This is a genomic window from Micromonospora sp. WMMD734 (assembly GCF_049178975.1).
Classification (GTDB): domain Bacteria; phylum Actinomycetota; class Actinomycetes; order Mycobacteriales; family Micromonosporaceae; genus Micromonospora; species Micromonospora wenchangensis.
The window spans coordinates 6,861,847-6,874,732 of the sequence record NZ_JBMHMK010000001.1 but is presented as its reverse complement, the minus strand read 5'-3'; the positions used below and the strand labels follow the sequence as shown (position 1 = coordinate 6,874,732).

At 73.8% G+C, this 12,886-nt stretch carries 15 protein-coding genes; 9 read left to right on the top strand and 6 right to left on the bottom strand.

Going from position 1 to position 12,886, the window contains the following annotated elements:
- Position 1: 1 nt before the first annotated feature.
- From ACN267_RS30055 to ACN267_RS30040, 4 genes are all read right to left on the bottom strand, one after another.
- Entirely contained in the window at positions 2 to 823 is an 822-nt protein-coding gene (locus ACN267_RS30055; protein ID WP_204957910.1) for a sigma-70 family RNA polymerase sigma factor, read from the bottom strand.
- A 215-nt stretch (positions 824 to 1,038) separates the two neighbouring features.
- Positions 1,039 to 1,692: an alpha/beta family hydrolase gene (locus ACN267_RS30050; protein WP_204957909.1), complete on the bottom strand. Its 654-nt coding sequence runs from the start codon at positions 1,690 to 1,692 to the stop codon at positions 1,039 to 1,041.
- Positions 1,693 to 1,724: 32 nt separating this feature from the next.
- The gene (locus ACN267_RS30045; RefSeq protein ID WP_204957908.1) at positions 1,725 to 2,117 is read right to left on the bottom strand and encodes a WhiB family transcriptional regulator; all 393 of its coding nucleotides are present in this window, start codon (positions 2,115 to 2,117) and stop codon (positions 1,725 to 1,727) included.
- A gap of 200 nt (positions 2,118 to 2,317) precedes the next feature.
- The gene (locus tag ACN267_RS30040) at positions 2,318 to 3,016 is read right to left on the bottom strand and encodes an SOS response-associated peptidase (RefSeq protein WP_421490167.1); all 699 of its coding nucleotides are present in this window, start codon (positions 3,014 to 3,016) and stop codon (positions 2,318 to 2,320) included.
- A gap of 104 nt (positions 3,017 to 3,120) precedes the next feature.
- On the opposite strand from ACN267_RS30040, the gene aroA reads away from it, so the two are divergent.
- Both aroA and rsgA read left to right on the top strand, forming a co-directional pair.
- Positions 3,121 to 4,422 (top strand): 3-phosphoshikimate 1-carboxyvinyltransferase, encoded by a 1,302-nt coding sequence (aroA, locus tag ACN267_RS30035; RefSeq protein WP_421490166.1) that lies wholly within the window; start codon positions 3,121 to 3,123, stop codon positions 4,420 to 4,422.
- Between the two features lie 204 nt (positions 4,423 to 4,626).
- Positions 4,627 to 5,520 (top strand): ribosome small subunit-dependent GTPase A, encoded by an 894-nt coding sequence (gene rsgA, locus ACN267_RS30030; protein ID WP_239484980.1) that lies wholly within the window; start codon positions 4,627 to 4,629, stop codon positions 5,518 to 5,520.
- 1 nt (position 5,521) lies between these two features.
- On the opposite strand, the gene ACN267_RS30025 is transcribed toward rsgA, so the two are convergent.
- A complete protein-coding gene (locus ACN267_RS30025; RefSeq protein ID WP_281894188.1) occupies positions 5,522 to 6,178 on the bottom strand; it encodes a TetR/AcrR family transcriptional regulator in 657 nt (218 codons plus the stop codon).
- A gap of 58 nt (positions 6,179 to 6,236) precedes the next feature.
- Here ACN267_RS30025 and ACN267_RS30020 point away from each other — a divergent pair, with 58 nt between their 5' ends.
- The 4 genes from ACN267_RS30020 to ACN267_RS30005 all read left to right on the top strand — a co-directional run bounded on the left by ACN267_RS30020 (position 6,237) and on the right by ACN267_RS30005 (position 9,705).
- On the top strand, positions 6,237 to 7,067 hold the full coding sequence (locus ACN267_RS30020; protein WP_421490165.1) for an SDR family NAD(P)-dependent oxidoreductase: 831 nt from the start codon (positions 6,237 to 6,239) through the stop codon (positions 7,065 to 7,067).
- A gap of 250 nt (positions 7,068 to 7,317) precedes the next feature.
- On the top strand, positions 7,318 to 7,641 hold the full coding sequence (locus ACN267_RS30015) for a nuclear transport factor 2 family protein (RefSeq protein ID WP_204957903.1): 324 nt from the start codon (positions 7,318 to 7,320) through the stop codon (positions 7,639 to 7,641).
- Between the two features lie 331 nt (positions 7,642 to 7,972).
- Entirely contained in the window at positions 7,973 to 8,791 is an 819-nt protein-coding gene (gene hisN / locus ACN267_RS30010) for a histidinol-phosphatase (protein ID WP_421490164.1), read from the top strand.
- Between the two features lie 59 nt (positions 8,792 to 8,850).
- Positions 8,851 to 9,705: a hypothetical protein gene (locus tag ACN267_RS30005; RefSeq protein ID WP_239485170.1), complete on the top strand. Its 855-nt coding sequence runs from the start codon at positions 8,851 to 8,853 to the stop codon at positions 9,703 to 9,705.
- 22 nt (positions 9,706 to 9,727) lie between these two features.
- On the opposite strand, the gene ACN267_RS30000 is transcribed toward ACN267_RS30005, so the two are convergent.
- Positions 9,728 to 11,050: a glycosyltransferase gene (locus tag ACN267_RS30000; RefSeq protein WP_421490163.1), complete on the bottom strand. Its 1,323-nt coding sequence runs from the start codon at positions 11,048 to 11,050 to the stop codon at positions 9,728 to 9,730.
- 170 nt (positions 11,051 to 11,220) lie between these two features.
- On the opposite strand from ACN267_RS30000, the gene ACN267_RS29995 reads away from it, so the two are divergent.
- From ACN267_RS29995 to ACN267_RS29985, 3 genes are all read left to right on the top strand, one after another.
- Positions 11,221 to 11,451: a hypothetical protein gene (locus ACN267_RS29995; RefSeq protein WP_281894181.1), complete on the top strand. Its 231-nt coding sequence runs from the start codon at positions 11,221 to 11,223 to the stop codon at positions 11,449 to 11,451.
- Positions 11,448 to 12,227: an ATP-binding protein gene (locus ACN267_RS29990; RefSeq protein WP_421490162.1), complete on the top strand. Its 780-nt coding sequence runs from the start codon at positions 11,448 to 11,450 to the stop codon at positions 12,225 to 12,227. The genes ACN267_RS29995 and ACN267_RS29990 overlap by 4 nt, the downstream gene beginning before the upstream one ends.
- A gap of 73 nt (positions 12,228 to 12,300) precedes the next feature.
- Positions 12,301 to 12,873 (top strand): DUF5709 domain-containing protein, encoded by a 573-nt coding sequence (locus tag ACN267_RS29985; RefSeq protein WP_204957897.1) that lies wholly within the window; start codon positions 12,301 to 12,303, stop codon positions 12,871 to 12,873.
- Positions 12,874 to 12,886: the final 13 nt, after the last annotated feature.

Below are 12,886 nucleotides of genomic sequence, written 5' to 3'. Positions count from 1 at the left end.
GTCACACCTCCCGGCCGGCAGTGGCGGTGGTCGAACCCTTCGCGGGCTGCGCGGCGCTGAAACCGCGCTCCGCGGCGTACCGCTCCAGCAGCTTGCGCAGGTTACGACGCCCACGGTGCAACCGGGACATCACGGTGCCGATCGGCGTGCCCATGATGTCGGCGACCTCCTTGTACGAGAAGCCCTCGACATCGGTCAGGTAGACCGCCAGGCGGAACTCCTCAGGCAGCTGCTGGAGGGCCTCCTTGACGTCGGTGTCCGGCAGCCGGTCCAACGCCTCGGTCTCCGCCGACCGCAACCCGCTGGAGGTGTGCGACTCGGCCTCGGCGAGCTGCCAGTCGGTGATCTCCTCGGTGGGCGCCTGGATGGGCTGGCGCTGCCGCTTGCGGTAGGAGTTGATGTAGGTGTTGGTCAGGATCCGGTAGAGCCAGGCCTTCAGGTTGGTGCCCTGCTCGAACTGGTGGAAGGCGGCGTACGCCTTCAGGTACGTCTCCTGGACCAGATCCTCGGCGTCGGCCGGGTTGCGGGTCATCCGCAGCCCGGCGGCGTAGAGCTGATCGACGAAGGGCATCGCGTCCCGCTCGAAGCGGGCCCTGCGCTCGTCCGTCTTCTCGGTGGTCAACCGCACATCCCCTCGCGTCGGATGCTGTCCCGCCGAGGATACGCGGACGGACCGGTCCGCAGCTTCGGTTCTGCCGGGTGTGCCCGCGCTCACCACCCGGGGGCCGGTTTCCACCGCCGGCCAGTCCGGACCGTCGAGCAGCCGCCTGAGCTGCCGTGCGTCCCGATCGTCCCGTTCCCGGTTCCGTGTCTCGGTCGGCACCGGTCACCCCCCTCGCCAGATTCCTCGTCCGGGAGTCGTAACACCCGACCGACTGCCGCACATTCCGCCGGCCCCCGCTCCTGGTCCCGGCCCACCGGTCGGCTACCGGAGGACTGGGACCAGGAAGGGCCTGGGAGGGACGGTCCCGACCACCCGAACCGGAAGGTCGACACCACCGGATGCAACGAGGGGTCCGCCGGGGCGGAAACGGGTGGTCAGCGCGGCGAACCGGCCCGGGACGCGACCGGTGGACGCGGTCCGCGGGCCCACCTGTGGGTACGCAGCCAGGCGAGCACCGCGGCGGCCACCCCGGCCGGGTCCTGACGCAGGTCGTGACGTTCGCCACGGCGCACCTCCACCTGCACCGTCCCGGCGGCGACGGGCAGCCCGAACGGGTCCCGGTCGCCGTTGACCACCAGCGTCGGCAGGCCGGTCACCAGTTCGTCGGCCCGGGACCGCTCCGGGCGGCCGGGCGGGTGCAGCGGAAAGGCCAGGGCGACCACCCCGGCCGCCCCCACCGGGCCGGCCGTCCGGCAGGCCACCCGGGCGCCGCTGGACCGCCCACCGACCAGCAACGGCAGGTCGGGGTGCCGACGGCGCAGCACGGCCAGCACCGCCGTCCACGCCTCGTCCAGGTGCCCGGCCGGGGCCGGGGCCCGCCGGCCGGCCACCCGGTAGGGCTGGGTCACCCGGGCCACCAGCACCCCGGCGTCGCGGGCGGCGTCGCGCACCGCCAGCAGGTCCGGCGCGTCCACCGAGCCGCCAGCCCCGTGGCCGAGCACCAGCAGGGACGTCGGCGGGCCGGTCGGCCGGTCGGTGTCGACCCGGGCCGGGCCGCGCGGGGTGTCGAGCTGCGTGGAGCGGGGCATCAGGCCATTCTGCGCCGTGGCCGGCGGCGTGCTCAGCTCAACGGCACCAGGGTGAGCAACCGGTCGCGGACCGGCGGACCGGCGTCGGCGGCCGTGCCGGAATCGGTCCCGACCTCGCCCCGCCAGGCGACCAGCATGGCCCGGCGCTCGCGGGGCGTGGTGCCGCCCCACACGCCGTGGGTGTCGCCCACCTCCAACGCCCAGGCCAGGCAGGAACCCTGCACGTCGCAACTGCGGCAGAGCGCGATTGCCGCGTCGGCCGGTTCGTTGGGTGCCGGAAAGAACGTCTCCGGATCCACACTCTGACAGGTGCCCCTGGTCCGCCAGGCATCGTCGGAACGGCGATCCCGCAACGCCCGGAGCAGTCGCGGATCTCGTCGTGCGGCGGCCACCTCGTGCGGTCGGGGCATACGTGCCCGGGTCATCACACCCACCTCCCCCGTGGGACCGGCAAGATCGACGGGCGTCGTTCGCACCGCGCGAGGACGCTCCCAGTGCCAGCGCTGTGTTGTATCGCACTGTCGGCTACGGAGACAAGGGGTCTGCCGGAAAGATGGCAAAAGATCCGAGCGACGTTTCACCCGGAACTCTGGCAATTCGTACGCGCCAATGTCACCTATCGCGATCAGAACAGTGCGCTCTCCCCGTGGGAGCGTTCCCCGTCCGGCGACACCCGGGCGGTCAACTCCGGACCGTCGTTGCGCACGTCGCCCACCGCCGTACCGACCGGACGGATCTCCAGCCCGGCGAGCCACTCCACCGGCGGCGGGACCAGCAGCGCCGCCGGATCGTCGGCCGGGGCGAGCCACTGCGCCCACCTGTCGGGCGGCAGCAGCAGCGGCATCCGGTCGTGCACCTCGGCCAGCTCACCCACCGCCGCCGTGGTCAGCACGCTGAACGTGAGCGTCGTCTCCCACCGGGACCAGATCCCGGCCAACGCCAGCACCGAGCCGTCCCGCGGGGTCATGAAGTAGGGCTGCTTGCCACCGCCGGCCCGGCGCACCCACTCGTACCAGCCGTCGGCCGGGACCAGGCAGCGCCGGCGGGCGAACGGCAGGGCGTACGCCCGGCTGGTGGCGACGGTCTCGGCCCGCGCGTTGATCATGCGGGCCGCCCCGGCGGGCGACTTCGCCCAGTGCGGCACCAACCCCCAGCGGCCCACCGAGAGCGCCCGCCCCTGCTCCGGATCGACCCGCACCACGGGCACCCGGTCGGTCGGCGCGACGTTGTGGTCCGGCCGGACCCCGCCGTCGGTGTCGTCGTACGACTCGAAGACCGCGCTCAGGTCGCCGGCACTCCGGGTCGTCGCGTACCTGCCGCACATGACGCCTACGCTAACCCCCCCACGCCGCCGCCGGCTGTCCCGCCCACCGGGAGTCGACCCGTCGGCGGTCCCGCACGACGCCGCCGGGTTGGCAGAATGTGACCGTGGGAAACCTGACCGCCACCCGTCCGCAACAGCCCTGGGCCGCACCGACCGCCACCGCCCCGGTCACCGCCGCCCTGCACCTACCCGGCTCCAAGTCGATGACCGCACGGGCCCTGGTGCTCAGCGCGCTGGCCGGTGGCCCGTCGACGCTGCACGGGCCGCTGCGCGCCCGCGACACCGAACTCATGGCGGGCGGGCTGCGGGCGATGGGCGCCCACGTCTCGGTCTCCGACGACGACCGCTGGCTGGTCCGGCCGCACCGGCTGGTCGGCCCGGCCCACGTCGACGTCGGGCTCGCCGGCACGGTGATGCGGTTCGTCCCGCCGGTCGCCGGGCTCACCGAAGGGCGGGTCACCTTCGACGGCGACCCGCAGGCCCGGGTCCGGCCGCTCGGCCCGCTGATCGGCGCGCTGCGCTCGCTCGGCGTCCGGATCGACGCCCCGGAGACCGGCAGCCTGCCCCTGGTGGTGCAGGGCGTCGGCCGGGTCACCGGTGGCGAGGTGGTGATCGAAGCCTCCGCGTCCAGCCAGCTCGTCTCCGGTCTGCTGCTCGCCGGGGCACGCTTCGACCGGGGCGTGGTGGTCCGGCACCAGGGCCCGCCGGTGCCCTCCGCGCCGCACCTGCGGATGACGGTGCAGATGCTGCGCGCCGCCGGGGCGGCCGTCGACGACACCGTCGACGACGTCTGGGTGGTCGAGCCGGGGCCGCTCGCCGGCCGGGGCTGGGAGATCGAACCCGACCTCTCCGGCGCGGTCCCCTTCTTCGCCGCCGCCATGGTCACCGGCGGCGAGGTGACGTTGCAGGGCTGGCCGCACAACAGCGTCCAACCGGTCGAGCAGCTCCGCTCGCTGCTGGACCGGATGGGCGGCGAGGTCACCCTGACCACCGCCGGGCTGACCGTGCGGGGCACCGGCACCGTGCACGGCCTGACCGCCGACCTGTCCGACGTCAGCGAGTTGACCCCGGCGCTGACCGCGCTCGCCATGCTCGCCGACTCGCCGTCGACGTTCACCGGCATCGGGCACATCCGGGGGCACGAGACCGACCGGATCGCCGCGCTGGCCCGCGAGTTCACCGGGCTCGGCGCCGACCTGACCGAGACCGCCGACGGGCTGGAGATCCGGCCCCGACCGCTGCGCGGAGGCCCCTTCCGCACCTACGCCGACCACCGGATGGCGCACGCCGCCGCGGTGGCCGGGCTCGCCGTCGGAGGCATCGAGGTGGACGACGTCGCGTGCACCTCGAAGACCATGCCGGAGTTCCCGGCACTATGGTCGGCGTTGGTGACCGGCAAGAGCTGACGGCGGAGGGGGCAGGTCCTGGCGACCAAGCGACGGGAGTACGACGAGGACGACGTACGGGTCCGGCCCGGCCGGTCCTCACGTCCGCGTACCCGGACCCGCCCCCGGCACGACGACGCGGTCGACGGGTTCGTCATCGCCGTCGACCGGGGCCGCTACACCTGCGTCCTCCCCGACGCCCCGGACGGCGCGGCCGTCACCGCGATGCGGGCCCGTGAACTCGGCCGCAAGTCGGTGGTGGTCGGCGACCGGGTGAGCCTGGTCGGTGACGTCTCCGGCGCGGACGGGGCGCTGGCCCGGATCGTCCGGATCGCCGAGCGGCGCTCGGTGCTGCGGCGCACCGCCGACGACGACGAGAACACCGCCGAGGGACGGCTGGAACGGGTGGTGGTCGCCAACGCCGACCAACTGGTGATCGTCAGCGCGCTGGCCGACCCGCCGCCCCGGACCGGCTTCATCGACAGGTGCCTGGTCGCCGCGTACGACGCCGACATCGAGCCGTTGCTCTGCCTGACCAAGGCCGACCTGGCCGGCCCGGAACAGGTGGTCGGCTACTACACCGAGCTGGAACTGCCGTACGTGCTGGTCCGGCCCGACTCCGACCTCGACGCGCTGCGCGCCCTGCTCGCCGGCCGGGTGTCGGTGTTGGTGGGGCACTCAGGGGTGGGCAAGTCGACGCTGGTCAACCGGCTGGTGCCGGACGCGCTGCGGGCGGTCGGCGTGGTCAGCGCCATCGGCCGGGGCCGGCACACCTCCACCAGCGCGGTGGCGCTGCGACTGCCGCGTACCCCCGACGGCGACGGTGACCCGGGCTGGATCGTGGACACCCCGGGCATCCGCAGCTTCGGGCTGGCCCACGTCTCGGCCGAGAGCCTGCTGCACGGCTTCCCCGACCTGGTCGAGGGGACGGTGGACTGCCCACCCAACTGCCCGCACACCCCGGACGAGGCGGACTGCGCGCTGGACGCCTGGGTGGCCGCCGGCAAGGCCGACCAGCGCCGGCTGGCCTCGTACCGTCGGCTGCTGGCCTCCCGGGCCGGCGAGGGCGACCCCCGCGAGGTGGAGCGCAACCCCGGCGATCCGCTGGCCGGCTCCTGACCTAGCGGGCCAGACGGTCCAGCAGCTCGTCGAGCAGCGCCCGTTCGCCAGGGGTGAGGTCGCCCGGGTCGTCGCCGACCAGTGCGCGCAACGTCAGTGCGGCGCTCGCCCGGGTGGCGGGTGCATCGGCGGAGGGGGTGTGCAGGACCCCGGCCAGCGCGGCCTCGCGGACGCGTTCGGACAGCCCGAAGTCCGGCTCCGGCTGGCTGATCAAGGTGAGCGTGATGCCGACGTTGGCGGCGAGCACCTGCTCGGCGGCGTCGGCCGCCGGCACCTTGAGCATGCCCTGGACGGCGGCGCCGGTGAGCCGCTCGCGCAGCGCGGCGTGCGCGGGAGCGGTCACGGCGCACGGCCTTCCCGGTTCGGCCCGGCCGTAGAGCAGCCCGTAGAACGACGGGTGCTCCAGCCCGAACCGTACGTGGCGGTCCCAGCCCTCCCGCAGGTCGCCCAGCGGGTCGCCGGAACTCTCGACCGCCGTGTACTGGGTGAAGCCGTGGTTGGCCACGGCGTCGATCAGGCCCTGCTTGCTGCCGAAGTGGTGGTAGAGCGTCGGGGCCTGCACCCCGGCGCGTTCGCACACCGCCCTCGTGGACACCGTGCCGCCGCTCTCCAGCAACTCCGCCGTGGCGAGCAGGAGGCGATCCCGTGCGTTCTGCATGGTTGCTACAGTAGCGCATGTAGCGCTACATTGGCCGCTATAGCGAAAGGAGAAGTCCATGCGAACGTGGTTCATCACCGGGGGGACGCCAGGAGGGTTCGGCCTGTTCTATGCCGAAGCCGCACTGAACCAGGGCGACCAGGTGGCGGTGACCTCCCGTCGCCCCTCCGAACTGCGAGAATGGGCCGAACCGTACGGTGCCCGGGTGCTCGTACTCCCGCTCGACGTCACCGATGCCGAGCAGGTGCGGGCGGCGGTCCGCACGACGGTGGAACGGTTCGGCGGGATCGACGTACTGGTCAACAACGCGGGCCGGGGCTGGTTCGGCTCCGTCGAGGGTGCCCCCGACGAGACGATCCGCCGCACGTTCGACCTCAACCTGTTCGCCGTGGTCGAGGTGATCCGCGCGGTCCTGCCCGGCATGCGGGCCCGCGGCGGCGGCTGGATCGTGAACATGTCGTCGGTGGCGGGCCTCGTCGGCGCACCGGGATTCGGCTACTACTCGGCGGCGAAGTTCGCCCTCGAAGGGCTGTCCGAGACGCTGCGCCACGAAGTCGAACAGTTCGGGGTACGCGTGCTCCTCGTGGAACCGGGAGCATTCCGCACCAACGCCTTCGCCGGCTTCCAGGACGAACCCGTCAACGAGACCGTCGACGCCTACGTGCCGCTGGTCGAGGGCGTCAAGGCGGCGTTCGTGGACCACAACGGCAGGCAGGAGGGCGATCCCGAACGCGGCGTCCAAGCCGTGATCGGCGCGCTGGCCGCACCCGTCCCGCCGCACCGGATCGTGCTCGGCAACTCCGGCTACGACGCCGTCGTCGCGATGCACGAGAACGCCCTCACGGAGCTGCGCGCGAACGAGAAGCTCTCGCGCTCGGCGGACTTCTGAGCCTGCCGACCGGACCTCCCGACCCGGCGAGCCTTCCGACCCGGCGAGCCTTCCGACCCGGCGAGCCTTCCGACCTGGCAGGTCTCCCGACCTGGCGGGCCTTCGCCGACCGTCATCCCGAACCTGAACTGATCACCATGCTGCACGGCCCATGGCGGGACGGCACCCGCAGCATCACCGTGCCGCCGAGCCGCCACCGGAACACGGGACGCACCCGCGCCCCGGCACCCGAGAAGATCTGGAGAGCACAATGGACACTGTCCACCTTCCCCAGGCCGTCGAGAACTTCGTCGCGGCCACCAACGCCCACGACCCGAACGCCCTGGCCGCGGTCTTCGCCGACGGGGCCACCGTGCACGACGACGGGACGGCCTACACCGGCGAGTCCGCCATCCGCGAGTGGATCCAGGTGCACCTGATCAACCCGAAGATCGTGATCACGCCGACCTCGTTCGCCGGCGACCGGCTGGTGGCCTCCGGGGACGGGGAGTTCCCCGGCGGGCCCCTGTCCTTCGCGTTCGTGTTCGGCATCCAGGACGACCAGGTCACCAACCTCGCGATCACCCCCGTCTGACCCCTCCACCACCCCCGCCCCTCCATCACCCCTTCCCCTCACCACCCCGTCCGGCCTCACCGCCTGCCTCGCCGCCCCACCCCGGCCCCGGGGCTCCACCCCGCCACCCGGGCCCCCGCCTCGGGCCTCCCGCCGGGCCTCGCCGGCCCGCCTCGCCGCCCCGGCCTCCTCTCCCGCCCCCGTGATCAAGAGGTTTACGTCAGGTGATCAAGAGGTTTACGTCAATCTGGAGCTCTGCCATGACGCAAACCTCTTGATCACGCGCGGCAAGCGGGTGGTGGGGACGGGGAGGAGGGGTGGGGTGGGGTGGGGAGGAGGGTAGGGTTTCGGGGTGACGGGGTATGTGGGGGATATTGATCTTGCTCATCGGCTTGCGGATGCGGCCGATGCCATCTCGATGGACCGGTTCCGGGCGCTGGATCTGCGGGTGGCGGCGAAACCGGACCTGACCCCCGTCTCCGACGCAGACACCTCAGTCGAGCGGGAGATCCGGGCGCTGCTGGCCGCCCACCGGCCGGACGACGGGCTGCTCGGCGAGGAGTACGGCGAGCAGCCGGCCACCGGCCCGCACGACCGGCGGTGGGTGATCGACCCGATCGACGGCACCAAGAACTTCGTCCGGGGTGTGCCGGTGTGGGCCACCCTGATCGCCCTGCTGGAGGGGGACCGGCCGGTGGTCGGGCTGGTCTCCGCCCCGGCGCTCGGCAGGCGCTGGTGGGGTGCCGACGGCGTGGGGGCGTACGCCGGGCGCGACGCCGCCTCCGGTGAACCGATCGGGGTCTCCGGGGTCCGCGACCTCGCCGACGCCAGCTTCTGCTATTCGTCGCTGACCGGGTGGGAGGCGGCCGGCCGGCTGGACGCGGTGCTCCAGTTGATGCGCGACACCTGGCGCAGCCGCGCCTACGGCGACTTCTACGGCTACATGCTGCTGGCCGAGGGGGCACTGGACGTGATGGTGGAGCCGGAACTGTCACTGTGGGACGTGGCCGCCCTGGTGCCGATCGTGACCGCCGCCGGTGGCACCATGACCACGTTGGAGGGTGCTCCCGCCCCTGGTGGGACGGCATCCAGCGAGATCAGCGCGATCGCCACCAACGGGCCGCTGCACACCGAGGTGCTGTCCCGGCTGAGTCGGCCAACCGCGCGCTGAACGCACCGGCACTCTATTCTCGCCTGGTGGTGTCCTCCGGCTGGTGCTTCCTCGCGGCGATGATCGTCGCGTACGGCTTCGCCAACATGCTCCAGTCGGTCGCCGCCGCCCGGACCACCGTGCACCACACCTTCGACCCGGGGCTGCTGCTGCGGCTGGCCGGGCACCGGACGTACCTGATCGGGCTGCTCTGCCAGGTGACCGGCTTCGTGCTGGCCTTCCTGGCCCGGCGCGACCTGCCGCTGTTCCTGGTGCAGGCGAGCGTGGCGGCGGGCCTGGGGGTGACCGCCCTGCTGGGGGTGGTGGTGCTCAAGTGGCGGCTACCGGCCGCCGAGGTGGCGCTGCTGGTTCTGCTCTTCGCCGGGATCACCGCGCTGGTGCTCTCCGCCCAGCCGGCTCCCTCCAAGGGGCTCGGCACCGCCGGTCTGGTCGCCCTGGCGATGGCGCTCGGCGGGATCGGGCTGCTCGGCTTCTTCGCGGTACGCCTGCACGGGGCGCCCGGTTCGGTGGCGCTCGGCTCCCTGGCCGGGCTGGCGTTCTCCGCCGCCGCGGTGGCCGCCCGGCCGCTGGCCTCCGCCCCGTCGGCCGAGGAGTTCGTCCGTGACCCGCTGCTCTACCTGCTGATCGCCCATTCGCTGGTGGGTCAGCTGCTGCTCGGCCTGGCGATGCAGCGGGGCTCCACGACGGCCGCCGTCGCCGCGATGGACGCCGCCGGGGCGGTGCCCGCCGCGATCGTCGGCCTGCTGCTGCTCAACGACAAGATCTGGCCGGGCCGGGAGTGGCTGGCTGCGGTCGGCTTCCTGATCACCCTCGCCTCGGTGATCGGGCTCACCCGGTACGCCGCACCCCAGCACCACCACGCGGTGGCCCGCACCCGGGAACGCGCCATGGTCGGCGCGGCCCCCCGGGCCTGACCGGTCGGCGGTCGGGGCGCGGTCAGACGCCGACCGGGCCGGTGGTCGTGGTGGTCGTCCCCGTGACCGGCGTCTCGACCTCCACCCCCACGGTGGCGTCCGGGCCGGCCGACGGATCGACCTCGACGTCCACCGGCACCGTCTCGGGCACCTCGACCGGGGTACGCCGACCCACCACCCGCTCGTAGAGCCGTTCCAGCGCGCCGGCCGTCCGCTCCCAGGTGTAGCTGCACCGCACCCGGTCCACCGCGGCGTGCCCGTAGGCGAACCGGCCCGCATTGTCGGCGAGCAGCCGGCGCAGCGTCATGCCCAGCGTGCGGACGTCACCGGGGGGCACCAGCCGGCCGGTGACCTCGTCGACCACCGCGTCGGCGATGCCGCCCACGGCGTAGCCGACCACCGGCACCCCGCAGGCCATCGCCTCCAACGACACCCGCCCGGCCGAGGAGTAGTGCGGGGTGCAGGCGACCACGTCGGCCGAGCGGTACCAGGTGGCGAGTTGGTCGTGCGGCACCGCCCCGACCAGGGTGACCTGGTCGGCGACCCCGGTGCGCTCGGCCAGCTCGCGCAGCCGCCGGGCCTCCGCGTGGGTGGCCAGCTGGTCCGCCGGCGGCCCGCCGGCGATCACCAGTTCCGCGTCGCCGACCAGCCGCATCGCCCGGATCAGGTCGTCCTGGCCGTGTCCGGGGGACAGCCCGCCGACGGAGAGGATGCGGGCCCGCTGGTCGCGGGGGGCGGCCTCGCCGTCGGGGTGGAACCGTTCGACGTCCACCCCGGTCGGCACCATCGCCACCGAAGAGCGTTGCAGCCCCATCCGGGTCAGCTCGTCGACCTCGTCGTTGCACTGGGCGACGGCGATGTCCACCGCCCGGGTGAGCGCGCGCTCCAGCGGGATGCGTTCGCCGGGGCCGTCGTACTGGCGGCCGAGGTGGCGGCGCTGCTCGACGCCGAGCGAATGGAAGGTCTGCACCACCGGGATGTCCGTTTCCCGGACCGCGTGCGCGGCGGCCAGGCCCCCGATCCAGTAGTGCCCGTGCACCACCTGCGGGGTCCACTCCCCCGTCCACCGGTCGGCCAGCCAGCGGCCGAACTCGGGCACGTACGGGACCAGGTCGCCGGTGGCGGTGGGCTGTGCCGGACCGACGGGCACCCGTTCCACCAGGTACCCGTCGATCTCGACGCTCGCCGGCAGGGCCGGGTCGTCGCGGCGCTCGTACACCCGGACGTCGTGGCCGCGCCCGGCCAGCTCGCCGGCGACCCGAGCGATGTGCTCGTGGGTGCCGACGGGCGGTCCTTCCGCGTGCCGGGACGACCCGGCGTGCGCGCAGACGAGGCCGACGCGCATGGTGCACCTCCATGCGATCTGCAAGGGATGGTCTCCGGTCAGAGCGTCCCATTAACCGGGGCCCCACGAGCCGAAACCTCGCAGATCGGAAGCGGTCAGCGGGTCGGTGGACCGGTTGTGGGGCGGCCCACACCGACCCGGGCCGGGGCGGGCCTGACCCGGGGTGAACCGTGGCTCACCTGAGTGGTCCGGATGATCAGTGGCTGCGCGGCGGCATGACCCGGCCCGACCCGGGGTACCGGGCGGAGATGCCGATGACCCGTACCCCCGCCGTCGCCGCCGTGGTGAATGCCGGCGTCACCGGCGGCTTCGACACCACCCCCACGCCGTGCCGCGCCCGGCCCGGCGTCGCCGCGACGACGACCCGGCCCACCCGGGCCGGTCGGGCGCGACCGCGATGAGCCGCGCCGACCTGCCGACCCCCGGAACGGTCCGGCACCCCGGGACCGGATGCCAGGTGGTGGCCGACGAGTCCTCCGCGCTGGTCCGACTGGCCGGGACGCTGGGGCCGGCCGACGTCGACCGGGTCCGCGACGCGCTGCTCACCCGGCTCGTCGACCGGCCCGGTCCGATCCTGGTCGACGTGGCCGGGCTGCGCGGCGCAGGGCCCGCCGTCGGGCAACTGCTGACCGGGGTACGCCGGGCGGTACGCGACTGGCCCGCCGCCGACCTGCTGGTGGTCGACCCGACCGGGGCGGTCGCCGAGGGGGACGCGACGGAGCTGGCGGTCTACCCGACCGAGGCCGAGGCGACGGCGGCCCTGGCCCGTACGCCGATGGCGGCGGTGCTGACCGAGGAGCTGACGCCGGCGGTCGGGGCGGCCCGGTGGGTGCGGGAACTGGTGACCGACGGGTGTGCCCGGTGGGGCGTGCCGGAGCTGGCCGAACCCGCCTGCATAGCGGCCACCGAGCTGGTCAACAACGTGGTGGCGCACGCGTCGACCCCGATGACGCTGCGGTTGGCCGCGCAGGGCGACACGGTGCACCTGGCGGTGCGCGACCACTCCCGGCGGCAGCCCCGCTACGGGGGGCTGGCCCCGCTCACCTCGGCCGGCGGCCGGGGGCTGCTGCTGATCGACACGGTGGCCCGGCGCTGGGGCAGCACCCTGCTCCCGGACGGCAAGGTGATCTGGTGTGTGCTGCACACCGAGGACGAGTCACACTGGCACCACGACTGATTGGTACCCTTTCGTCCTGATCCGGGGAGCGGGACCCGGTTACCCGGGCCGTGCCAGTGGGTAGTGCTCAGCCATGCGCGACGACGAGTTCCCGACCCCCGTGTCCGACCCCGAGGCGCTCGGCCTGCCCGACACCGCCGACGACGACTCGACCGCCGACGACGACGTGCTGACCGGCCGGGAGGCCGACGGCCCCGACCCGGCCCAGCTGCCCGGCGACCGTACCCCGGTGGCCGTCGACCACTTCGGCACCACCGCCGACGAGCAGCTCGACGGCGAGTCGCTGGACTACAAGCTCGACCGCGAGCAGTACGAACGGCGGGCCGACGACCCGCTGGCCGGGCCGGTCGACCCGGACATCGCCGCCGAGGCGGAGAACGAGGAGGCCGCCGCGCAGGCCCAGCTCGACGCCGACGTGCTCGACCCGGGCCCCACCTCGGACCCGAACTCCCCGGTCTCGCTCTACGACCACGGTCAGCTCGGCACGGTCGCCGACGCGCAGGTGGGCCGGCTGGTCGAACCGGACGAGGGGGCCCGCACCGACCAGGAGACCGACAGCATCGCCTACGACGCGGGCGCGGCCGGCGGCGGCGCGAGCGCCGAGGAACTGGCCGTCCACGAGACCCGGCCGCCGGACGCGCACTGACCCCCGGTCGTCC